Genomic DNA, 22,110 nt, shown 5'->3' on the forward strand with positions numbered 1-22,110 from the left:
CAAAGCGCGAAAGGGCCCCACCCTCGCGGGGGGACCCTTCTGCGCGCCGGTATGCGACGGGTCTAGCTCAGAGCGGCCCGTAGCCGTAGAACAGCGAGAGCTGCCGAACCGTGTCGATGTTGCTGCTGTACGACTTGAGCTTCGCCGTTTGAGCAGTGCACGTCGCAGCGACCTTGCAGACGGGGTTTCCGCCTGCATCCTTGACGAAGGTCAGCTCACCGGTCACCGGATCCTTGGCCGTCGTCTCGAAGGTCGCCTCGGCGAGCTCGTTGGCGAACTGCAACATGCGGGCGCCGGGCGTACGCATGACGGGCGCGTTTCGCGTGTTGATGCGCTCGGTGCCGAAGAACTTCGCCACGTAGGTGATGCTCGACAGCGGGTCGGTGTAGCGGACCTGCTCGTTCGGCAGGAGCGACACCGTGGCGCCGTCCCCCGTCGAGAAGATGCGCAGCTGCGCCGTCGTGTCCATCGTCAGCTTGGTGGCGCCGAAGATGAAGGCGTTGAGCATGCCGTACATCTGCTGGTTCCAACCGTAGAGCGGGTTCAGAACCACCGAGCCGGCGGGGTAGTCGAGCGTCGTCGTCGTCGGCTGCGCTTCGTCCCAGGCGTACCAGGGGAGGTACTGGACGCGTGCGACCTTGTTGGTCGAGAGCGTGCCCGTGCCTGTTCCGACGTAGGGACCGAGCGTCGTGATGTCGCCCTGGAAGAGCTGCGACATGAGGCGGCGCACCTGGTTCGGGAACACGTTCGTGAAGTTCGTGTTCTTGTAGCGGCCGTCGATGTAGTCCTCCTTCGAGTTGGAGACGTAGTTGTTCTCCGCTTCGAGCAGGTAGTACATCGCGTACGTCTTCTCGAGCCACGAGCCGGCAACCAGCGGGTACTGGTACCAAAGCTCGCCCTTCGAATAGTCGTAGTCGTTGTTGATGAAGCGACCTTCTCCGGAGCCGGCAGCGATGCTGAAGTCGCCGGTCGGGTTGTCCTTGACCTCGCCGGCCGTGAGGGCGCGGGCGGTGGGCGTCTTGCCCGTCTTGTCGATGACGTAGGTGCCCGGCTCGGGCCGCGTCATGACGCGGGCGAACATGTCGAAGGCGTCGGTGGTCGCGAGGCTGATCGCTTGCAGCGAGTCGGCGTTCTCGAACTCTGACGAGTTCTGGGCGTTCGACGCAGCCAGGAAGAACGACTTCGACATGCCGTGAATCTTGTCGAAGTAGCGGTCGATGGCGCGCGACCCCGCGCTACGCGGGCTGAAGGCTGCGCGGTCGCGGCGGAAGTTGTCGAAGATGTAGCGGTTCTCGTACGAGGTGATGAGGAACTGCATCATCTCGTACGGGTCCGCGCCGCCGTCGTGGCGATAGACAGGGATGTTCCCGATGTCCGCGTACTCATCCGAGCTGAACGTGTACGGGTGGCGGGCCATCGCCCTCGGCGCCTTCTTCGGGTCCTCGAGCTCGCCCCAGGCGGGAAGGCCCGTGTAGACGGCGAAGTTCGAGACGAGGTCGGGGCGAAGCTTGAGGACCTCTTCGCCGTACTTGGCCCGCGTGGCCATGTCCTTCAGGGACGGGTGGATGAGGCGCTTGCCCGGCGTCTTCGAGTAACGGGGGCACTTGTAGTCCACCGGCGAGGTCGGGTTCGGCTTCGTCGGAACGCACTTCCGATCACCGGTGTTGTCGATGAGCTTGAACGCGTCGTTGAGCTTGCTGTAGTGCTTGTCGCCAACGGAGACGCCCATGTAGTAGGTGCCGTCGAGCGCGCCGACGTAGGCGTCGCCCTTGTCGGTACCGACGATGGCGTCTTCCTCGACGTCCGCCACGTTGCCGTAGATGAAGCGCATCGCCGCCTTGTCGTAGGCGCCGAGACCGATCATGTCGCCCGTGGGATCGCCCGGGTAGTCCATGACCGTGGTGTTGGCGAACTTCCAGATGATGCCGTTGACCTCGTCGTCGGTGACCGGATCGATCCAGCGGGGACCGACACACTCTTTGCCGTCGGTGTGCGGCGTGACGCTGTCTTCACACACGCGCTCTTCACCGTTGCGGGTGCGGAGCTGCCAGTATTCCTGGTGGTAGTTGAAGGGGTCTGCGCTGCCGGTGAAGTTGTGGCGCAGCGTCATCGAGTGCCCCATCTCGTGCGAGATGACGGCGTAGTGGAACTGCTCTCGCATCCACTGGTGCAGGCGCTTGTCGCGGAGGGCGCGGCACGCCGGATAGTCGGCCTTCTGGTCGAGCGCCGGGTCGTAGGCACACGCGCCCGCCTTGTTGGGGTCGGGAAGCGGATAGTCGCGGAGCGCCATGCGAGCGAGACCGACGATGCCGTTCGGCTCCGGTTGCTCGATGATGCACGCGTGGTTGTTGGCCAAACCGAGAGCGCGCTGCCGCTCCATCCACTTGTGGAAGGTGGGGTGCATCGTCCGCAGGGGCGAGGCCATGTTCAGCGTCTGTTCGTCGGCGACGGGCGCGTTGGCGGGGAGCCCCGCGAACTGCATCATCTCCGGGGTGATCATCGCCGCTTCCCAACGGGAGCCGATGAGCTTCTGGCGTGCAGCCGCGATCTCCGGCGTGACGCTCGCGCCCAAGGTCTTGGCGAGATGCTCGTTGGCCTTCTGGCGACGGACCGGCCCGGGCAGCGCCTTGTCGGCCGGCGTGAGGCCGTTCATCGACATGATGGTCTTGTCGATGGAGCGCGACCGCGTCTCGATGTCGGCCTTCGTCAACGTCTTGGGCAAGTGCTGAGCGGCGCCGAGCTTGCTCGCGCTGACCCAGTCACGGAGGTACTTGCCGCTGGAGACCTGCTCATCGGTGATCTCACCGTTGACCCAGCGCATGATGTCCATGTTGCTCTGAACAACGAGGTCGAGGATAGGCACCCACTCGTTGACGCTCGCAGCAACCTTCTCACCGGTGAGCGGGTCGACGGCGTCGACCATGATGCCCCACGGGCCGCCCGAGTGCGGGCCTTCGATGAGGTTCACGAAGTTGTAGCGAATGTCGCCGATGCGACCAAAGATGGGCTTCAACGCGCCATCGGCGCCCTTCTTGAAGCAGGACGGGTGATCGGTCTCAACGGTCGGGTTGTGGCACATCACGAAGACGTCGGCGATGGCGGGCACACGACGCTCGCGTTCGGCGCTCGCCTTGTCCTCGCGGATCTTGTCTTCATCGAGGTCTTCGAGAATGGCGGAAATGCGCGCGGTGTCGGTTCCAAGGGCCGCCGCGTCGAAGCGGACGCCGACTCGCTCAGCCTCGGCCTTCATGCCCAGAACGAGCGCGTACTTGACCGCGATGTTCCAGTCGTTGAGCGCGCGCGCCGTCGACGGGAAGAGGTCGTTCTTGTCTTCGGGACCGAAGTACCAGGGGATCGTGCGGATCTTCCGCTCGTAGCGCGGCAGCGCGCACTTCTTGGTGGCCAGGTCGCAATACGCGCCCTTGTGGAGGAGTTGCCCGCCGCCGTCGCGGAACTCGCAATCGTCTTCCGTGCCCCAACCATCGTCGGGCGTCAGGATGCGGTTTCGTGCGCCCTCCGCGACCGTCTTCGTGTCGCGCTTGGGATCGACGCCGACCGGCGTGCCAGCTTTCGGCTGGCCCTTGGGGTCGGGGATCGGCATGCCGGTCTTCGGATCCGTCGCCAAGGTGCCGTCGGGGCCAGCCTTGTACTTCGCGATCTCGCCCTTTTCGTCGCGCCAGAAGTCGACGCCGCACTGCGAGCCCTCGATGTGGCTCTTCTCCCAGACGTTGTGGAGGGCCGCGAAGCGGTGCCAGTTCTGGTCGACGAGACCGAAGTTGCGGTCGTAACTGAATCGCTCTTCGAGGAAGGCGCCGAACGCCTCCATCTGCTTTCCGTTCCACTCGACGGGCTCGTAGTCGCGGTCCACGACCTTCTTGAAGGAGAGGCGGAGCGTGACTTCGGTCGGGTTGCAGTTGGCGACGGGGCTCGACCAGAAGCACGCGGGGAGGCGACCCCACGGCGTGTCCCAGAGCTCGGGCGACGCGAAGACCTTTTGGGTGACGTCGAAGTACCCCTCGTCCGTGTCGAACAGCGGGCGATTGGGGTCGTTGGGATCGGCCACGTGGTACGCGACGGGCGAGTACTTCACCGAGCCGAAGGCGCCGAGTTGCGAGAGGGTGTCGACTTGGTAGCCGTCCGTCACCATGTTGCGCGACCAGTCGACGCGGATGTACTCGCGGTCGTACCAGGGGCGGTCGCTCGTGTTCTCTTCGATGATGTTGAGCTCTTCGCCGGTGCCGGGGTTGTAGGCCCGCTTGACGTCGAACTGGCTCTCGATGGCAAACATCGCGACGACGGTGCCGTCGTTCGTCCGCTTGGAGCCCTTGTGGTCGGAGTTCTGGATCCGCTCGTGGGTCATGCGAGCGATCAGCTTGTCCTCGACGATCTCCCACTTGATGCGGTTAAGAGGCTGCGCGTACGTCGCCGGGAAGAGGCCGTCGAGGCCGGCACCGTAGGGCACCTCCACGATCGTGTTGCGCATGTAGAACTCGGGATCGTCCGACGCATCACGCAGGTTCGTGCCTACGAAGAAGGACTTGGGCAGCGCGTTGGGCTGGCGGAAGTCCCGCGGATCACGTTCTTCGGCACAGCCAACAGAGGCGTATCCCACGCCCGCGAGCAAAGCGGCCAGCCCCAGTCTCCGCATCCACTTCGATTGCATCTTTTTCGTCCTCCGACCCACTCGTCCGGGCTAGCGCCCGAATCACCGAATCACAGAAAGCAGCCGCCCCAGAAACCTGGGCCTCCGCCGGCAAGCAAGAGTCGCTCCAGCTCACAGACGACGGACGGGCGCCAGCCGGGAGCCAGATAGTCGGGGGAGCGGACGGGCGTCAAGCGGCCCGGTCACGTTCGGTGAGGGCCCAGCGCCGTTAGCTTCCTGCCACCACGCGCCTCCAGCGCCCGTCAGCCCACTGACATTGCGGGCCCGATGCGAGCGTGGTAATCGCCGCGCCCTCTGGCGAGACAGCTCGGCCAGGACCGCTCCCCCGACGGCCATTCCTGAGGTTCTCCTCGTGAAGACCGCGTGGGCTCGGAAGTTGCTTGAGGGGCGCGGACGCGACCCATCAGGCTGTCAGCGTCACCAGAAGCGCGCGTTTCGGAGGCAGAACAATGAAGGTGTGGACGAGGCTAGGAGTCGCCGCGATCGGAGCATCGGTCGGCTGGGCGAGCGTGGGATGCGCCGTCGAGCAAGAGCCCATCAATCAGGTGAAGCCGCACGCGCTCGACAAGACGTTCTTCGTGGGCGCGAACCTGCGGGACGCCAAAGACGACCCCGAGTTCTACTACCGAAACACGGTCGTTGACGTCCCCTACGGTCTCTCCAACGACAGCTACAGCGACAGCTTCCTGTTCACGCCGGCGGCCGCCGACACGAACCGCATCAAGTGGGAGATCACGGAAGGTGCGCTGCTGGCCCGCCAGACGTACGAGCGCTTCGAGAACGCCGACGGCAAAGGGACCAAGCGGACGAACGACGGGCAAATCGTCGCTGCGTTTCCGATCCTCTCGCACTTCGACATCCAGCGGAAATACAACCCCGCTACCGGCGCCGAAGACAACGTCATCATGGAGAACGTGACCGATCGCCCCTGGTACGATCGTCAGTACCTTCGCGTCGACTGGTCCAAGAACCTCGTCACCGACGGGTACCTCGTCGACACGCTGGCGATGGCCGGCATGTTCGGCGGCGTGAAGTACGACCCGATTCAGTACGACGTGCGTGATCCGGAGAGCCCCGACGCGCCGCACTTCGACATGAACGACGGCTACTTCGACGTGACCGCCAAGGCGTTCGCCGCGCCGCAGACGCTCGACTTCGACTGGGGTTCCATTCCAGCCTGCTACGCGATCATCGCCTACGCGCCGCTCATGCACCCGGCGGTGAACTGCAACCCGACGGAGATCACCCTTCGACTCTCGTTCCACAAGGTTCAGGATCGCGACTTCGAGCCGACCGACTGGGACGGCAACCGAGCGCAGGCCTTTGGCTGGATCACCACGCAACGCTACGGCTACGAGCGCAACTACGGCCTCGTCGACCAGCGGTGGCACCACCTCGCGATGAAGTACAACATCTGGGAAAAGAGCCACATCGAAGGCTCCCAGTGCGCCGTCGACTTCTGGCGCGACGAGGACGGGCGGATCGCCAGAGTACAAGGCCAACGGCGGCGACATCGCCGCCGACGGCAAGACGGGCCTGCCGATCGCCGACGCGAACGGCAAGCCGCGTCAGGGCACGCCCATCGGCGCGGATCCGAAGCGCGACGTCGACAAGAACGGCACCGAGGACGAGTGCGAGTTCCGCGATGGCGGCGGCAAGCTCCTTCACGAAGGCGCCTACTGCGACACCATCTCGCGCAAGTGCGCCCTGCCGACCTACGAGCGCACGATCCGCACGACGCCCTGGTACCACAGCGCCACGTCCCCCGAGGACCTCTTCGCGTCCTCGGCGGAAGCGCTGAACCAGTGGAACGTCAGCATCAAGCGCGCGGCCCAACTGTCGAAGCGCGCGGAAGCGAAGCGCGTCGGCAAAGACATCGGCGACGTCCTCGTCGATGAGGCGGCCCTCGCGGAAGACGACGGCAAGACCGTCCCCGACGTGTTCGTCATGTGCCACAACCCGCCGGTCAAGGGCCGTGACAAGGAAGGCTGCTTCAAGAAGGTCGACGGCCAACTCGTCGCGCCGACGGTCCGTCTCGGTGACCTTCGCTACCACCACGTGAACCTGGTCCAGGCTCCGCAGATGCCGTCGGCGTGGGGCGTTGTGTTCCCGTCACACGATCCGCTCACCGGTGAGGCCATCGGTACGACGGTCACCGAGTGGCTGTACATCACGGACCTCCAGGCGCGTTACCTCGTCGACTTGGTCCGCTGGTCCAACGGCGAGGTCACCGACGAGCAGATCCAAAACGGCGCTTTCATGAAGGAGTGGATCCAAGCGTCGCAGCAAGGCACCAAGCAGTGGAAGCCTGAGATCATGCCGAACGACCGCGAAATCGCGAGCCGCTTGGCCTCGGTCGAACCCACGCTTGGCACCGCCAACGGCCTCTCCGACGAAGACAAGAAGCTCCCGCTCCAGCTTCGCCGCAAGAAGGCCGCAAAAACGCTCGCCGGCCTCGGACCGAGCGTCGACCGTGACGTCGAGGGGCGCCGCAAGGCCCTCATGAACACCTCGTTCGAGACGGCCGCGATCTCCCCCGACATGCTGAGCGCGGCGGCACTTCCCCGCGACATGCAGCTGAACGGCAACAAGCTCGCCATCGAGCGAGCGTCAATCTTCCGCGGCATGAACCCCGAGGTTCGCAAGTGGGTCGAGCGCACAACGGCCCAGGCCATGGGGCCGAAAGGTCGCTGCGTCATTCAAGCCGGTCAGTTCGACGGCATCGTGGGCTTGGCGCGCCAAGCCGCCCGTGAGTACCCGCTCCCGGACCGCAACAACCCCGAGTTCCCGGCGCTCCTCCAGCAGCGCAACGAGAAGATGCGGATGTGGGCGCGCGAGCGCATGCACGTCGCGGTCATCGCCCACGAGATGGGTCACCAGATGGGCTTGGAGCACAACTTCACCGGCTCCTTCGATGCGCTCAACTACCACCCCGAGTACTGGCAGCTACGCACGCGCAACGGCAAGGAGAAGCCCTGCACGAGCGTGACCAAGCCGAGCACCCGCGGTGACGAATGCGTCGGTCCGCGCTGGGTCGACCCCGTCAGCGAGACGGAGGAGAACGGCCAGCTCTGGAAGTGGGGTTCGTCGTCCATCATGGACTACGCCGGCGACCTTTCGCAGGACACGCTCGGCATCGGCTCCTACGACAAAGCCGCGATGCGCTTCGGCTACGGCAACGTCGTTGACGTCGATGTCGACGCGAAGCAGGACAGCCCCAAGGGCAAGGCCTACCTCGAGGTCCTCGACGGCTTCGGCGGCCCCACCGGCTACATGGTCGGTGGCGTCCACTACAGCCAATACCAGGAGAAGTACAACGCGCTCGGGCGTTGCACGGCCGAGTCAGGCGCCGACCCGCTCTCTGCAAAGTGCAGCGGTTTTGAGATGGACCACGTCTCGCTTCGCGACATGAAGTCGGTGCCGAAGTTCGGCGGTGATGTCCTCAAGGCCGACCCGTCGACGATGGCGAACTTCGCCGTCGACCCGCAGGGGCGCGTCCGGCACCCGTACATGTTCGGGACCGACACGTGGGCCGACGAGACCAACAGCACCGTATTCCGCTTCGACGCGGGCGCTGACGCGTACGAGCAGCTCAACTACCTCATCGGCTCCTACGAGCACTACTACCCCTTCACGCACTTCCGCTTGAACCGGGTGACGTTCTCCACGAGCGCCGCTGAAGGTCGCGCGCTTCGCAGCCTCCGCCCCCTCAAGGGCATCATCAAGGCCTTCGCCCTCGACGCGCAGCTCTCGCCGCCGGAAGACCGCTCGGATCCGGCGCGTCTCCTGCCCTTCGTGGTCGGTGGTTCTGACGCCATGGCCTTCATGGCGCGAGTCCTCACGCGACCGGAGCCGGGCCCCTACCGCTTCCGTACCGGGAGCCAGGGACCGAAGGGCTTCGGCTCACGTGCCGACCTCCTCGAGGAGCTGAACGACCCCATCGGCGACTTCAACGTGCCCGCGGGCTCCGGCGACGGCCGCTTCCTCCACGACGAGTACGACTACACGAACGGCTACTTCTGGGGCGACTTCCAGAAGCAAGCCGGGAGCTTCATCGACAAGTGGTACGCGTTCTACTTCCTCGTCGAGGCGTACGACAACTTCACCTTCGACTCGAAGGACACGTACGTCGACGGTCGCTACCGCAACGTCAACTTCCTCACCCTCTACCCGAACCAGGTCCGCCGCCTCTTGTCGAACCTCATGCAGGACGACCCGCTCACGCTGGGCCCCTACGTGAAGGCGCCCGCCAAGAAGGGTGACCCGGCTCGCGTCGTCTATCTTCCCTGGGAGAAATACGACCCGAAGGACCCGACCACGACGTCGCTCGAGTACCCCGCGGACGCGACGGTCCTCAATCCGCTGGTGGGCTGGGAGCAGCAGAAGCTTGGCCTCTACCTCCTCTTCCTCCACGGCGCGAGCACGCTCCAGATGGACCTCATCAACCAGATGCGAATCTTCTCGCCGGGCGGCCTCGACACCGTCGACATCCCCGCAAACGAGCAGCTCCGCTACCGCGATCCCCTCACCGGGATCCTCTACGTCACCCGAGCCGGTGGCCAAGAGGTCGTCAACTCGAAGCGCGGCAAGGTGGAGAAGTTCATCGGCGCCCGCATGATTCAGCACGCCAACCAGCTCGCCAACGAGGCGTACGTTGTGACGTCGACCGCGCCGACCGGCGAGGCGACCTACCAGCGCGACGCGCAAGGGCGGCCGGCTTGCAAGACCACCGACTGCACGTCTGCCGACAGTCAGATTCGCGCATTCTCCGCGAACCTCGACTCGGTTCGCGAGCTGACGCGGTACATGGGCTACGGCCCGCTGTGAAAGGCAGCCCGAAAGGGTAAGTCCACTGGCGCCATGAAGGCGCCGGCGGGCTCTCGAAGGCCACTCGCCACACCGGCGGGTGGCTTTCGTGCATTTCGGGTTTCCGAAGAATCGCGCGGACAAAGCGCGGTATTTGATGGTACCGTTTGCGCTCTACCGGGAGCGGGGGGTGCTCGCCGGGACGCCAATTGCCCCCGTTCGGGCGCTTCAAGCTCCGAGGTCGATCGTGGACAGTGATCTCGCAGACGCAGTCGACGGCCTGAAGACCGTCTTTCAAAAGCGGAAGCTCGACGCCACCTTCGGCGCCGCACCGGCCGAGCTCGTGGAGCAGCTGAAGAAGCAGCTTCGCGTTCCCCCGCGCTACCGAAAGTTCCTCCTGAAGGCGAACCCGACGAAGGTCGAGACGCAGACGCCTGTCGAGCGGATTCGCCTCTTGCCGGCGGAGGAGCTCGAGAAGGCCCAGCCCAAGGATCCGAACTGGAAGGCGACCTGGGTCGTCATCGGCGAGAGCTCGCTCTTGAGCGATCCGTACTTCCTCGACGTCGCTCGCATCGACCCCGAGGGCGATTGCCCCGTCATGACGAGGATGAGCGGGCAAGACAGGACGCAGCCGACGTTGGCGGCGTCGAGCTTCGCCCAGTTCTTGCGCATTCTCTCGACAGCGATGGAAATCGCTGCTGGCTTCGGCGACGCCATCATGGACGACGAAGACGAGGACAGCTTTCGCGAAGCGCTCGGCCCCAAGGTCAAGGTCATCGACTCGGCGGCGCTTCGCGCTGGCCACTGGACTTAGCCGCGGGCGCGCCCGCGAGGCCATGCCGGCGGCCTCTTTTTTCCTCGGCTCAGGCCTGCTACGTCCTCCCGCATGGAGAGCGCGTACTCGAAGAGTGTCTTTCGGCCGTCGGAGATCGAGCATCGGTACGGACCGAACGTGCACCTGCTTGACGACCCGCTCGCGTGGACGCAGCTCGCGCGCCTCTGCGCACGGGAGACTGGGCAGCCGCAGGTGGGGCGCCTCGTCAAAGTGCTCTACGAGCGGTTGAGCGAAGTCGTCCTCGCGGCGGAATTTCCGCGCACGCGCATCGATGTTCCGACGCGCATGGTCGCGTCCTCACCGCAGGCCGTCTATCGCGGCGTCGCCGTCGCCGCGGCGACGAAGGCCATCACTGTGGGCATCGCCCGCGCGGGCACGATGCCCTCGCAGGTCGTCTACGACCTCCTGAACGAGGTGCTCGACCCGGCCGGGGTGCGGCAGGATCACCTCTTTATGTCACGCGCCACCGATGAGGCGGGCCGCGTCACGGGCGCCACCTGGCACGACGCGAAGATTGGTCGCGACGTCGACGACCGCATCGTTCTCTTCCCCGACCCGATGGGGGCCACCGGCTCGTCGCTCATCAGCGCGTTGACGCACTACAAGACGCGCCTCGACGGCAAGCCGGCCAAGTGCATCACGATGCACCTCATCGTCACGCCGGAGTACGTGAAGAACCTGCTCGCGGCGCACCCCGACACGATCATCTATGCCCTTCGCATCGACCGCGGCTTGAGCGCTCCCGACGTCTTGACGACGGTGCCCGGAACTCGCTGGGAGGAAGAGCGCGGCCTCGACGACCACCAGTACATCGTCCCAGGCGCAGGGGGCGTGGGCGAGCTCTTGAACAACGCTTGGGTGTAGTCCGCCGCCCGGCGCGCCCCGCTATCGCCGGCGATGGCGAGGGTTGTGCGCGAGGACGAGCGAGAGGTAGTCGGGGAGCCGCTGATCGCTCCCGAGCCAGGTGCGAGCTGCCGACGCGGCGAGCTGCGGCAGGCGCTCGACCATCCGCCGAACTTCGTCGCTTCCCTTCGTCGGCTCCTGCGCCGCGAAGGCCTCGCGCAGCTCGTCGCAGGCCCGGCCACGAAGGTGGCCTCGGCGGGCGAGCTCTTGGTAGCTGCGAGCCAGCGAGTCGCCGTCGAAGCGGTGGCTCACGACGAGATCGTGGGCCACGCTGAGCAGACCTTCCGGCGAGAGGCGCCGGTCTTCGTACACGACGAAGGCCGCCTGAAGGTAGTTGTAGAAGGGAACGACACGGACTCCGTAGGCGCGGAAGAGCTCGGGGGACGTCTGTCCCTCCAGGTGGATGAGGATGCGCTCGACGCCTTCGACCTTCGCGACGGCGCGTGCGTTCTGGCGAACCGTCTCGATGACGTCGGGGTAGACGCGGCCGCGCTCGCAGATCTCCACGAGGACGCGCTCGGACACATGGCCCGAGATGACGTCGGCGTAAAGCGAGTAGACGAACGCGTCGGCCTCCGCGTCGTCGCCGAAGAGGGTCTCCGTGAGCCCTCCCTCCGCGCAGAGCGGCATCGGATGAACGCGGGCGTCGAGCAGGTTGGGCAACTTGTAGCCCAGCTGGTCACGAACAGCGCGGAAGCGCAGTCGCAAGACATTTTCGAGGTTCGGCTTCAGCGTGAAGAGGTCCCAGCGGATGCCGTCGATGCGCAACTTGCTCTCGAGACGCCGGCGCATCTGCTCGGGCGAGCCCGAGAGGATGTGCACCGCCGCGCCGGCGCGCGACATCTCCCGAAGGAGCGTGGCGGCTCCCGCGTGCGTGCGCTTCTCGTCGGGCCGCTCAAGAGCCGTTCGCAAGAGATCCCGTACGGACTCGAACTCCGTGCGCAGGTAGGTCTTGTCGAGATCCCAGCGAGTGATGTGCGGGGCGGGCCCCACGGGCGTGTCCTCCCGCCGGCGCGAGCCGCCGGACTCGCGCAGTCTACACGAAGGTCACAGCGGGGGGCCGCAGGTGGCAAAGGCGCCGGCTTTCCCGGGGCGGCATGCGCCGAGTCCGTAGCGACGACAGTCCGCGCGAACCGGCAAGCCGGACGCGCAAAAGCGGAGCGCGGCGCCATCGCAGGTCGCCGGCCCTCCGGCGCACGCGTCTCCAGCGGCGCATGATGCCCCGTCCCCGAGCACGTCCAGGCAGCTCATCTGAGCGGCCGCGCAGTCGGTTTCACCGACGACGTGGCGGCCTTGCACGCTCAGGCACGAGACGCGGACATCGCCGACGCACCGCGCTCGGCCCGGTGCGCAGGGCCGCGTGCCGATGGGCACGCAGCTTGCGCCTTGCTCACCGGGTGCGCTCATCGCCTCCGTGCACCGCGTGCCGCGAGGGCACCGCGCGAGCTCGGCGATTCCGTCCTGGCACGACACGAGCTTCGAGATGCCATCGCAGCGTCTCGTTGCGGCGGCGTCACCGCACAGATGCGGCGATGCACAACCGCGAACGACGATGCCGCTCGCGATGCGCTGTTCGCGACACGTTCCTCGCAGCTCACCGCAGCTCGTCATGCGCGGCCGCTCCCCGTCGCAACTCACCAGGCGGTTGTCGTCGCAGAACACGATGCCGCCGGGCCGGGCGTCGCAGAGGCGACGCGCCGCATCGGTCGCTTCGCGACCGACGCACGCGAGAACGTCCGAGCAAGAGCGCGCTCGACTCAGGCACTCGGTCTCGCCGTCGGCGCCTCGCGACGCGGCTTCATCGACGCAGCGCGACAGGAACGAACCATCGGAAGCAGCCGCTTCGTCGCACGCGAGCAGCCACAAGCAGGCGCGCACCGGCGCTTCGAGCGCTGGCGGCGCGACGAGCGGCGGCGATGCTCGCCTCGGAGGGACCTCGGCGACGGGGGTCGCCGGCGCACATGCCGCAGCAAGAAGCGCGACGAAACCGGCTGGCGTTAACGCGAGAGGCGCGCTCATCAAGAGGCGAGAGAGCGCTGCAGCTCTTCGAGCGACGTCACCAAGTCGGCGACCTTGGCGCGCGTGGCCAACTCGATAGCTTCTCGCAGGTACGCCTGGGCCTCTTGGTTGCGCGAACGGCCGCTCGCGACCCGCGCCAAGACCCCGAGGACGCGTGCGCGGTCAGGCCCGCTCGGACCGGCCATGTCGAGCGCCTCTCGAAGGACGCCGTCGGCGTCGGTCAGCGCTCCGGCGATGGCGAGCGCCTCGCCCAGCTTGCGGCTGAAGATCAAGACGGCGCGCATCGGATCGTCGAGCTCGCCTCGGAAGAACTCGCGACGCGCCAGCTCGAGTCCGCGGCGGAGGGCGAGGATGTTCCCGCTCGTGTCGCCGCGCGCGGCGCACTGCACGGCGACGCGCTCCAAGAGCACGAGCGCCTCAAACGAGTTGTGCGCGTGGAGCTCGTGCATCGCGCGCACCTCAATGGGTGCATTCTCCGCGCGGGCCCAGTTGGCGGCGGCCTCGTGGAACTCGCGCCTCGCTCCGGCGGGGATCGTGGCGAGCACCACGTCGCGGAGCAGCGGATGGGCTGACGTTAGCGCGCCGGTCTCGAGGTCGAGCTCGACCATGCCCGCCGCCTTGAGCGTGCTTGTCGCCTCTTCGAGCGAAGCGTTCTCGCGAAGGAGCGCGCCGAGCGTCGCCGGCATCGCTTCGTCACCGATGACGGCCAGCGCCTGGAGCAGGCGACGCGCCGGCGCCGACAACCGCTCGACGCGAAGGGCGATGAGATCGGCGAGGCGCGGCGGCGCGCCCGTGCCCCCTTCCCTTTGGAAGCGAACGAGTTGGTCGAGGTAGAGCGGTGAGATTCCGCGGCCGCCGGCCATCGACGGCGCGCTCGGCGAGCCATTCGTCGCCAGGAGCTTGGTGACGACGCTGGTGGGGAGCCCCATCAGGATGCGCGGCGTCGGCACATCGGAGCGCCAGTCCGGTGAAAACTCGGGCGTGTGGGTCGCCAGGATCATGACGGGGACGAGCGGCGGGTCGGCTACGGCGTCGTCGATGGCGTTGCGGCTTCCGCCATCGATCGCTTGGAAGTCGTCGAAGGCGAGGACGACGCGTCGCCCCTTGCCCCGCTCGTTGGCCCGGACGATGGCCCACCGCAGCGCTTCGGCCGCCGCGAAGCGGCGCTCTTCGGGGCGAAGGCGCGTGGCCGACTCGTCGCTCTTTGGCTGGAACAAATCGGTGAGCCCCTGGCGCGCTTCTGGGCTCGCCGAGGCCCATTCGGCGGGGCCGCCGTCGGGACGCAGACCCGCGAGGACGCGAATGGTCTTCCGCAGCGCGTAATAGGAGACCTCGGCCCACTGCGGGTCCGGACCGGTCACCACCACCGTGTCCCCGGCGGCGGCGCAGATGAGCAGGAACTCACGCAAGAGGCGCGTCTTTCCCACGCCGGAGTCTCCGATGATGCGCGCTGCGGAGAGCCCGGTGCGCGCGTCGGCGCGCCGCTGCTCGAGCCACGCGAGGTCGTCGTCGCGCCCCACGAGAGGCAACGGAAAGCGCAGGCGATGCTCCGCCGAGATCTTCCGCTGAGACGCCGGCATCAAGACGGGCTCGGAGATGCGTGGCGAAGCCGAAGGCGGCGGCGGCGCAAGCGACGGCGAGGTCGACTGACCGCACTCACCGCAGAACTTCTGCCCAAACGCATTCATGGCGCCGCACGCGCCACACTTGGTCGCGCTCGGCGTCGGTGGACGCGCCTTCGTGTCAACCTCGGCGAGGGAGTCGACGAGGGCCTTCGCGAAAATCTCGGCGCTGCCGTAGCGTTCTTTGGGATTCTTTGCGAGCGCCGTCAGCGTGACGTTGACGATGGGCTCGGGGATCTGACGCTCCGGCGCCACGAGGCGCGGATCCATGGGCGGCTTCGAGAGGTGCATGAGCACGACTTGCGTCGGCGACTCGGCTTCGAACGGAAGGCGTCCCGTGAGGAGCTGAAACAGCACCACGCCGACGGCGTAGACGTCGCTGCGCGCGTCGAGCGGATCGCCGCGACCTTGCTCGGGGCTCATGTACTCGGGCGTGCCGCACACGATGCCGGGGCTCGTGATCGAGGGCATCTGCGCTTCTGCGCGCATCTTGGCGAGACCGAAGTCGACGACTTTGACGAAGTCGCCGCCGGCCCGCATGGGCTCAAGGATGATGTTCTCGGGCTTCAGATCGCGGTGAATGATCCCAAGGTGATGGGCCTCATCGAGGGCTGCGAGGACCTGACGAAGGACGTCGATGATGCGCCGAAACGGGAGCGGGCCCTCTTCGTACGCCACGCGGGCGAGGTCGCGCCCGCGCAAGAATTCCATGACGAGGTAGAGCTGACCGTCGCTCGTCTTGCCGAAGTCGATGACGTCGACGGAGTTGGGATGATTGAGGCGGCTCGCGGCTCGCGCTTCAGTGATGAAGCGCGCAACGGCGCTCTCCTCACCCACGAGATGCGGGTGAACGATCTTGACCGCGACGGTGCGACCCAGGTTGGTCTGCTCGGCGCGGTAGACACGCCCCATCCCGCCAATGCCGACGAGCTCGAGGATGACGTACCCGCCGGGCAACGTGCGCCCGATCAGCGGGTCGTCGGTGTCGCGCGAGATCTGACCGATAGGGAAACCGCACGCGGGGCAAAAGCGATGGGTTTCATCGCATTCAAAGCCACATTGCGGACACGTACGCACGGTTCGGCGAGGCTATCACGCGCCAACTGTCGTTGAAACGCGCGTTGACGCGTGGAATTGGCGCCCCAGCAGGCACCCTGCGGTAATTGTGGACGCTTGGGCGCGCGGGCGTAGGATGGTGCGGTGGCGCGCCCCCGCATAGGCGAGCTCCTGGTGTCGGCACGCGTTCTGGCCCAGGACAAGCTCGACGAAGCCCTCCGCCAGCCGCGAGCGCCGGGGCAGCGGCTCGGCTCACTGCTCGTCCAGCTCGGTCTCGTGAGCGAGACCCAGTTGACGCAAATCCTCGGGCAACAGCTGAGCGTCCCTTGGGTGTCGCTCTACCACATCGACTTCTCGCGACAGCTCCTCAACCTCGTGCCTCGTGAGGTCGCGGAGAAGTATTGCCTCGTCCCGATCTACGTGCGCCGCGTGCGCAAGCAGGGCGAGACGCTCTACGTCGCGATGGACGACCCGACCAACGACGTGGCCCTCGCCGAGGTCGCTCAACATGCGGGGCTCCCTGCGCAACCGATGATCGCCTGTCCCACCGACATCCGGAGCGCCCTTCGCGTTTACTACGGAGCGCAGGATCCGGCGGCCCCGCCACCACCCGCTCCCCTCTCGGAGCGGCTCGGTCCGATTGCCGGCGCCGGCACTCGCAGCTCAATCCCTCCGGCGAAGCCAGAAGATGTGGTCGCCGGCGACCACCCGGACGCGGAGCCGGAAATCGAAGCCGTTGAGGTCGAACTGCCGCGGCGCGCGCAACGGCCCATGGTGGCCGTGACGATGCTCGACGGCACGACGCTACGCATGCCCGCGCGCGGCACGAGCGATGGAGAAGCGGGCGACGGCGAAGCAGGCGACGCCCCTCACGCGACGCTCACGGCGCGCGACATCGTTCGTGCGCTGCGCGACGTCTCGCACGGCAAGGCGCAAAACGAGATCGGCATCGAGATCCCCCGCTGGGAGGAGCTCTTCGCGGCGCTCCTTTCGGTGCTCATGCGCAAGGGCCTCGTCGCCGACTGGGAGTTCATCGAAGAGCTCCGCAAAGTGCGACGTCGACCCGGCGAGCCGGCAAAGCCGAAGGCCTGACGCACGCGTTCGCTTGCGCGGCTACGTCGAGAGCTCAGCGATTTCGGCGTCTGAGAAGCCGGCCTCGCGGAGGATCGCGGCGGAGTGCTCCCCTTGGCGCGGGGGAGGCAAATGCGAGGCGGCGCGATCGGTCACCGGCAGCCGCATTTGGAGGAGCGGGCCCCAAGGCGACGGCAACTGGAAGAACGCGCCGCGAGAGGCGAGGTGCGCGTCGGCGACAGCCTCCGCGGGGCTCAGCACCGGCTCGAGGCAAACGTCTCGCTCCTTCGCGAAGGCGACCCACTCTTCGAGCGTGCGCTCGAGGAAGATCGACGCGAGGTCGCGACGCAGCGGCTCCTGGTGTTCGCCCAGAGCAAAAGCCTCCGCATCGAAGGGCTTGCCCACGGCCGCGAACAGCGCGCCAAGGAACTTCGGTTCGAGGGCGCCGAGCGACACGGCCCGCCGATCTTTGGTCGCGTAGACGCCATAGCCCACGAGGCCACCCGTCAGCTCGGCGCCGCCGGGCGCGCGCGAGACCCCGCCGGCGAAGTGGCCGAAGGGCACCGCGGCAAACGACATAGACGCTTCGAGCATCGAGACATCGAGGTGTTTGCCTCGTCCCGTGCGCGCGCGCTCGGCGAGGGCACCGAGAATAGCGATGACAGACCACAACCCTCCGCCGATGTCGGCGACCTGCGTGCCGGGCACCGTGGGCGGGCCTTCCACGGGTCCCTGCCCGAAGAGCGCGCCAGCGCGCGCGACGTAGTTGATGTCGTGCCCCGCGCGCTGCGAAAGCTCGCCGGTCTGGCCGTAGCCGGTGAGCGAGCAGACGATGAGCGCGGGGTGCTCGCGGAGGAGATCCTCGGGAGCGAGGCCGAGGCGCGCCAGGACGCCGGGGCGAAACTGCTCAAGCAACACGTCGTAGCGCGCGAGCAGTCGGCGGAGCGCCGCCTGCCCCGCTGGCTTCTTCAAGTCGAGCGAGAGACTCCGCTTGTTCCGGTTGAGGAAGAGAAAGAGGCTCGACTGCGGCGTCTCGCCCGCGCCACCCAAGCCCGCGCCACCCAAGGTCGGTGGCATGTGCCGCAGGTAGTCGCCGGCGCCCGGCTCCTCCACCTTGTCAACGCTGGCGCCCATGTCGGCGAGCACAAGCGACGCGAACGGCCCTGGAAGAAGGCGACTCAGGTCGAGGACACGAACGCCTTCGAGGGGCGACATCGGCGGGTGCGCCCGGAGGCGCGGCTACTTGTACTGGAAGAGCTTCTGCATCTTCATGGCGAGCATCTGGTTGCCACCAACCTTCAGCTTGCCCTGGAAAAACAGCTGCATGCCGTTCGCCTGCGGGTTCTCCATCAGCTTCTGGAAGTCATCGGCTTCGATGGTGATGGTGCAGTCGGCGGCGTCGCTGCCGGCCTTGCAGGCAGGACCCGAGGCCGACACGTCGATGTTCCACTCGCCGGCGCCGGTGATGTTCATCTGGAACTTGGCGCCGATGGTCCGGGCGTCCTCTGCGTTCCGCAAGAGGGCGGCGGGCAGGTCGTCGTTGAAGAGCTTCTGAATGTCGACAGGCATGGACCCACTCCTAATGCTCGTCTCGCGGCGCGGCACGTGCCGTTCGAGTACAAGGTGCAGCTACCACCCGGTCACGCGCCGCGTCAAGGACGGCCGGCGTCTCGGCCGCGGGCGCGTGTCACTTCCCGCGGCGGCGCCGCAGCAGCACGGCGAGTCCGAGTAGGCCCAGGGCGAAACGCGACCCGCTCGACGCGGAGCCGGGCGCGGCCGCGCAACCGCTCTCGATAGGCTGGGCCTTCGCCTTGGTCTTCGGCTTTCGAACCCCGGTGCCGAGCGAGTCGGGCTGACCGGAAGGGAGGTCATCGGCCTGCGCCAACGACGGAGGGGTCTGTGGCACGCGCGGGGGCGTAACCGGTGGCGTGACGGGCGGCGGGGCCGCTGCGCCAGCGGTCGGAACCGTCCCGCCGCCGGGCGACGCGCCGGTCCCGCCGCCGGGAAGCGTGGGAATGCCCCCCGTACTGCCGGGACCACCCGGATAGGGCGGGTAGCTGGGCGTTGCCGGCGGGGTGGTTGGCGGCGTGTACGGCGGGTAGCCGGGATCGACCGGCGGCTCATACGGGTCGACGGGCTGCGGCGTGACCACCGGCGGCGGCACCGGGTCGGTCGGCTCGCGAGGCGCCGGCGTCGTCCCGGCGCCCGGCACATCAACGCGCGTGCCGTTCGTGAAGAACGGCGTCCGCTGCGCGGCGGCCTCCTCGTTGATCTCCACGTGAACGTGGTCGTTGTGCGGGTGCGGACCGCCGTAGCGCTTGGTGTTCGACCCGTCGGCGCGCCAAACGGTGCGGTCCCAAATGATGAGCTGTACACCGATCTGTTGCGCGTTCATGACGAGCCAGTTGGCGACTTCGTCACCTTCCGGACTGCTGTCGGGCACCATGACGTCGAGCGCGCGACCGGTACCGTGGACGCTCATCTTCGACGTGTTGGCCGTGTTCGGCCGACAGGAGAAGCCGCCGATGGAGGAGATTTGCGAGAACTGCGCTTCGAGCGCCGCGCCGAGCGCGCGGCCACCGGGCAAGAGGCCGCTGCCGCAGGCGCTCGCGTCCCAGCCGGGGGCGTCGTCGTATTGCACGTTCGCCTGAGCACCCGCCGCCCGCACCTCCTCAGGGAGCGTCCAGCTGCCCGACGCCGCTTGCTGGGCGACGCCCAGGTCATCGGCGGAGCAACCGACGGCGATGCACGAGAGCACGAGGAGGCCACCCAACCGGAGCCGGATGCGCGCCCGGTTGAGAGGCGCTGGCACGAGACCGGTAGCGAGGGAAAACTTGCTCACGCCAGAGGCGGTGCACGGAGTGGACCAGGCTCGGCGCAACGCGCCTCGGCACAAAAGGCGCGGCGAGCGCGGAATTTCCGCCTTTTTTGGTCGCGGTCTGGCGTCGGTCGAGCAACTTCCGTCGCACCTCAGTGACACCACCGGGGCGGGCGCTGGCCACGCTGCGCATGAGCGGGCGAAGCATGTTCCGGGAGGCCAGCCCCCTTTCCAGCGACCGGCGCGCGCGCTACGAAGCCAAGCAACATGGGACTTCTCGACAACAAGGTGATCATCGTAACGGGCGCTGGCGGCGGCATTGGCCGAGCGCACGCGCTCGCGCTAGCGAGCGAAGGCGCGAAGGTCGTGGTGAACGATCTGGGCGGGAGCCGCGATGGGTCCGGCGCGAGCGCAACGCTCGCGGACGCCGTCGCCGCCGAGATCAAGGCTGCCGGCGGTGCCGCCGTAGCCCATCACGGCTCGGTCGCCACGGCGGAGGGCGCGCAGTCGCTCGTCAGGGCCGCTGTCGACACCTTCGGTCGTCTCGACGCGCTGATCAACAACGCAGGCATCCTGCGCGACAAGAGCTTCCTCAAGATGGAGGAGGAGATGTGGGACGTCGTCGTGGCGGTCCATCTCAAGGGCTCGTTCTTGTGCTCGCAAGCGGCGGCCAAACAGATGGTCGCGCAAGGTGGCGGTGGGCGCATCGTCAACACCACGAGCGTCAGCGGCATGCTCGGCAACTTCGGTCAGTCGAACTACGCGGCCGCCAAAGCCGGCATCTACGGTCTGACGCGCACCATGTCCATCGAGCTTCAGAAGCATCGCATCACCGTCAACGCCATCGCCCCCATCGCGAAGACGCGGATGACCGAGGACCTTCCGATGTTTCAAGGCGTCGACACCTTGAGTCCCGAGCACATCGCGCCGGCCGCCGTCTTCCTCGCAAGCGACCTCGCCGGCGACCGCACCGGGTACGTGCTCGCTGTCGCCGGCGCGCGGATGTACGCCTTCAAGGTCGTCGAGACGGCGGGCAAGTTCAAAGACGCGGACGCGGGCCTTTGGTCGCCCGCCGAGATCGCCGAACACTGGGATGCGATCGTCAAAGGCTGACGAATCGCCAGCACGTTTCGTGTAGCCTCCGAGGACGTCATGTCGAAAGCGCGTGCCCTTCTGTCGGCTGCAGTCAGCTACGTCCGCAAGAATCCCGATGAGCTCGTGAAGGCCGCCGTCAACGCGGCGAGCGGACGTTTTGGGGTCCCGATGGCGGCGCTACGGTACCTCGCGGAGCAAGCGCCGACCGGCAAGCGCATGCCCAAGGACATCGAGTTGGCGACGGCACCGCCCGCGTTGCGCCTCTCGGCGACGGTCGACGCCATGGGCACGAGCCTCAGGGCTGGCGGCGCCATCAAAGTGGATCACATCGAGGTGTCCGTCGACACGCTCCGCGTTGGTGTTCGCCTCAACGATCTGAAGCTCACGGTGCTCGGCGAGAGCGACTCACCGGTGGCGACGCTCGTGAAGTCGGGCGCGCTCGACCTCTCCAAGCCGGGCAACCTCGTCAAGCACCTCCCTAAGAAGCCCGCCGCCATCGTCGAGGCCGAGGGCGACCGCATCGTCCTCGACTTGATGCGCGTCCCTTCGATCGCCAAGAACAGGACCGTGCAGAAGGTCTTGTCGGTGTTGACACCGCTCGTCGGGATTCGCGGCATCGAAACCGACCGCGACCACATCTACGTGAACATCAGCGCGACGCCGAAGGGCCTGCGCCAAGCCTTCGACGCGATCCGGAAGATTTAGTTCGCGAGCTCGGCGCGGCGCATCGTTGGGGAGGGGAACGTCTTCCCCTGCCCCAACCTGCCAAGCGAAGCCGCGTTCAACCGTGCATAATTTCGCCTTTCAGGGACCACGCGATGGCGAGCACGTCGTTGCGTGTCTGCGCGTCGATGCCCACCGCTACGAGCGCCGCGACGATGTCGTCAAGCGCGGCCATGTACTCCGCAGGACTGATGTTCATGCCCTTGTGGGCGCTCTTCATGTCGCGGCCCGTGTAGCGAGGTGGGCCGCCGGCCCCCAACTCCAAGAAGCGTGCGAGATGCACCTTGAGCTCCTGCAGCTTCGGCGGCTGTTCGAGGTACGGCCGAAAGCGCGCACCAATGGTGGGATTTTCTAAGTGACGGCTCGCCACTTCCTCGACGATGCGCTCGATGCCCGACGAACCGCCCAGCCTTTCAAACAATGACTTCACTTCCATGACTTCCTCCTTTTTTTTTCGACCCAAAACAGACCGATCGGTCTAATCAAAGACGCAGCGGCG

Annotated in this window: 15 protein-coding genes; 7 read left to right on the forward strand and 8 right to left on the reverse strand. The window is 66.9% G+C overall.

Annotated features, from left to right (window positions below; genetic code table 11):
* Positions 1-67: 67 nt before the first annotated feature.
* Positions 68-4,612 (reverse strand): hypothetical protein, encoded by a 4,545-nt coding sequence (locus IPG50_09115; GenBank protein ID MBK6692350.1) that lies wholly within the window; start codon positions 4,610-4,612, stop codon positions 68-70.
* Between the two features lie 560 nt (positions 4,613-5,172).
* Here IPG50_09115 and IPG50_09120 point away from each other — a divergent pair.
* From IPG50_09120 to IPG50_09135, 4 genes are all read left to right on the forward strand, one after another.
* The gene (locus tag IPG50_09120) at positions 5,173-6,561 is read left to right on the forward strand and encodes a hypothetical protein (protein MBK6692351.1); all 1,389 of its coding nucleotides are present in this window, start codon (positions 5,173-5,175) and stop codon (positions 6,559-6,561) included.
* Positions 6,562-6,610: 49 nt separating this feature from the next.
* Positions 6,611-9,490 (forward strand): hypothetical protein, encoded by a 2,880-nt coding sequence (locus tag IPG50_09125; GenBank protein MBK6692352.1) that lies wholly within the window; start codon positions 6,611-6,613, stop codon positions 9,488-9,490.
* Between the two features lie 322 nt (positions 9,491-9,812).
* Positions 9,813-10,283 carry an SMI1/KNR4 family protein gene (locus IPG50_09130; GenBank protein MBK6692353.1) on the forward strand — a complete coding sequence of 157 codons (471 nt, stop codon included), beginning with the start codon at positions 9,813-9,815 and terminating at the stop codon, positions 10,281-10,283.
* Positions 10,284-10,355: 72 nt separating this feature from the next.
* Complete coding sequence (locus tag IPG50_09135) at positions 10,356-11,168, forward strand: uracil phosphoribosyltransferase (GenBank protein ID MBK6692354.1); 813 nt, start codon at positions 10,356-10,358, stop codon at positions 11,166-11,168.
* 21 nt (positions 11,169-11,189) lie between these two features.
* Here IPG50_09135 and IPG50_09140 read toward each other — a convergent pair whose 3' ends face one another.
* The 3 genes from IPG50_09140 to IPG50_09150 are packed head-to-tail and all read right to left on the reverse strand — an operon-like array spanning position 11,190 to position 15,925.
* Positions 11,190-12,200, reverse strand: a complete 1,011-nt coding sequence (locus IPG50_09140) for a hypothetical protein (protein ID MBK6692355.1) — start codon at positions 12,198-12,200, stop codon at positions 11,190-11,192.
* A gap of 54 nt (positions 12,201-12,254) precedes the next feature.
* A complete protein-coding gene (locus tag IPG50_09145) occupies positions 12,255-13,226 on the reverse strand; it encodes a hypothetical protein (GenBank protein MBK6692356.1) in 972 nt (323 codons plus the stop codon).
* Complete coding sequence (locus IPG50_09150; GenBank protein MBK6692357.1) at positions 13,226-15,925, reverse strand: protein kinase; 2,700 nt, start codon at positions 15,923-15,925, stop codon at positions 13,226-13,228. The genes IPG50_09145 and IPG50_09150 overlap by 1 nt, the downstream gene beginning before the upstream one ends.
* 123 nt (positions 15,926-16,048) lie before the next feature.
* On the opposite strand from IPG50_09150, the gene IPG50_09155 reads away from it, so the two are divergent.
* Positions 16,049-16,996: a hypothetical protein gene (locus IPG50_09155; GenBank protein MBK6692358.1), complete on the forward strand. Its 948-nt coding sequence runs from the start codon at positions 16,049-16,051 to the stop codon at positions 16,994-16,996.
* 21 nt (positions 16,997-17,017) lie between these two features.
* On the opposite strand, the gene IPG50_09160 is transcribed toward IPG50_09155, so the two are convergent.
* From IPG50_09160 to IPG50_09170, 3 genes are all read right to left on the reverse strand, one after another.
* Positions 17,018-18,190, reverse strand: a complete 1,173-nt coding sequence (locus IPG50_09160) for a CoA transferase (GenBank protein MBK6692359.1) — start codon at positions 18,188-18,190, stop codon at positions 17,018-17,020.
* Positions 18,191-18,214: 24 nt separating this feature from the next.
* Positions 18,215-18,544, reverse strand: a complete 330-nt coding sequence (locus tag IPG50_09165) for an SCP2 sterol-binding domain-containing protein (protein MBK6692360.1) — start codon at positions 18,542-18,544, stop codon at positions 18,215-18,217.
* A gap of 118 nt (positions 18,545-18,662) precedes the next feature.
* Complete coding sequence (locus tag IPG50_09170; GenBank protein MBK6692361.1) at positions 18,663-19,817, reverse strand: hypothetical protein; 1,155 nt, start codon at positions 19,815-19,817, stop codon at positions 18,663-18,665.
* A 243-nt stretch (positions 19,818-20,060) separates the two neighbouring features.
* Between IPG50_09170 and IPG50_09175 the strand changes: the two genes are divergently transcribed.
* Complete coding sequence (locus tag IPG50_09175) at positions 20,061-20,906, forward strand: SDR family NAD(P)-dependent oxidoreductase (protein MBK6692362.1); 846 nt, start codon at positions 20,061-20,063, stop codon at positions 20,904-20,906.
* 39 nt (positions 20,907-20,945) lie between these two features.
* Positions 20,946-21,593: a hypothetical protein gene (locus IPG50_09180; GenBank protein ID MBK6692363.1), complete on the forward strand. Its 648-nt coding sequence runs from the start codon at positions 20,946-20,948 to the stop codon at positions 21,591-21,593.
* 76 nt (positions 21,594-21,669) lie between these two features.
* On the opposite strand, the gene IPG50_09185 is transcribed toward IPG50_09180, so the two are convergent.
* Positions 21,670-22,047, reverse strand: coding sequence for a group 1 truncated hemoglobin (locus IPG50_09185; GenBank protein MBK6692364.1), 378 nt, complete (start codon positions 22,045-22,047; stop codon positions 21,670-21,672).
* Positions 22,048-22,110 lie beyond the last annotated feature (63 nt).

It is taken from the genome of Myxococcales bacterium (assembly GCA_016703425.1).
Lineage (GTDB): Bacteria > Myxococcota_A > Polyangia > Polyangiales > Polyangiaceae > JADJCA01.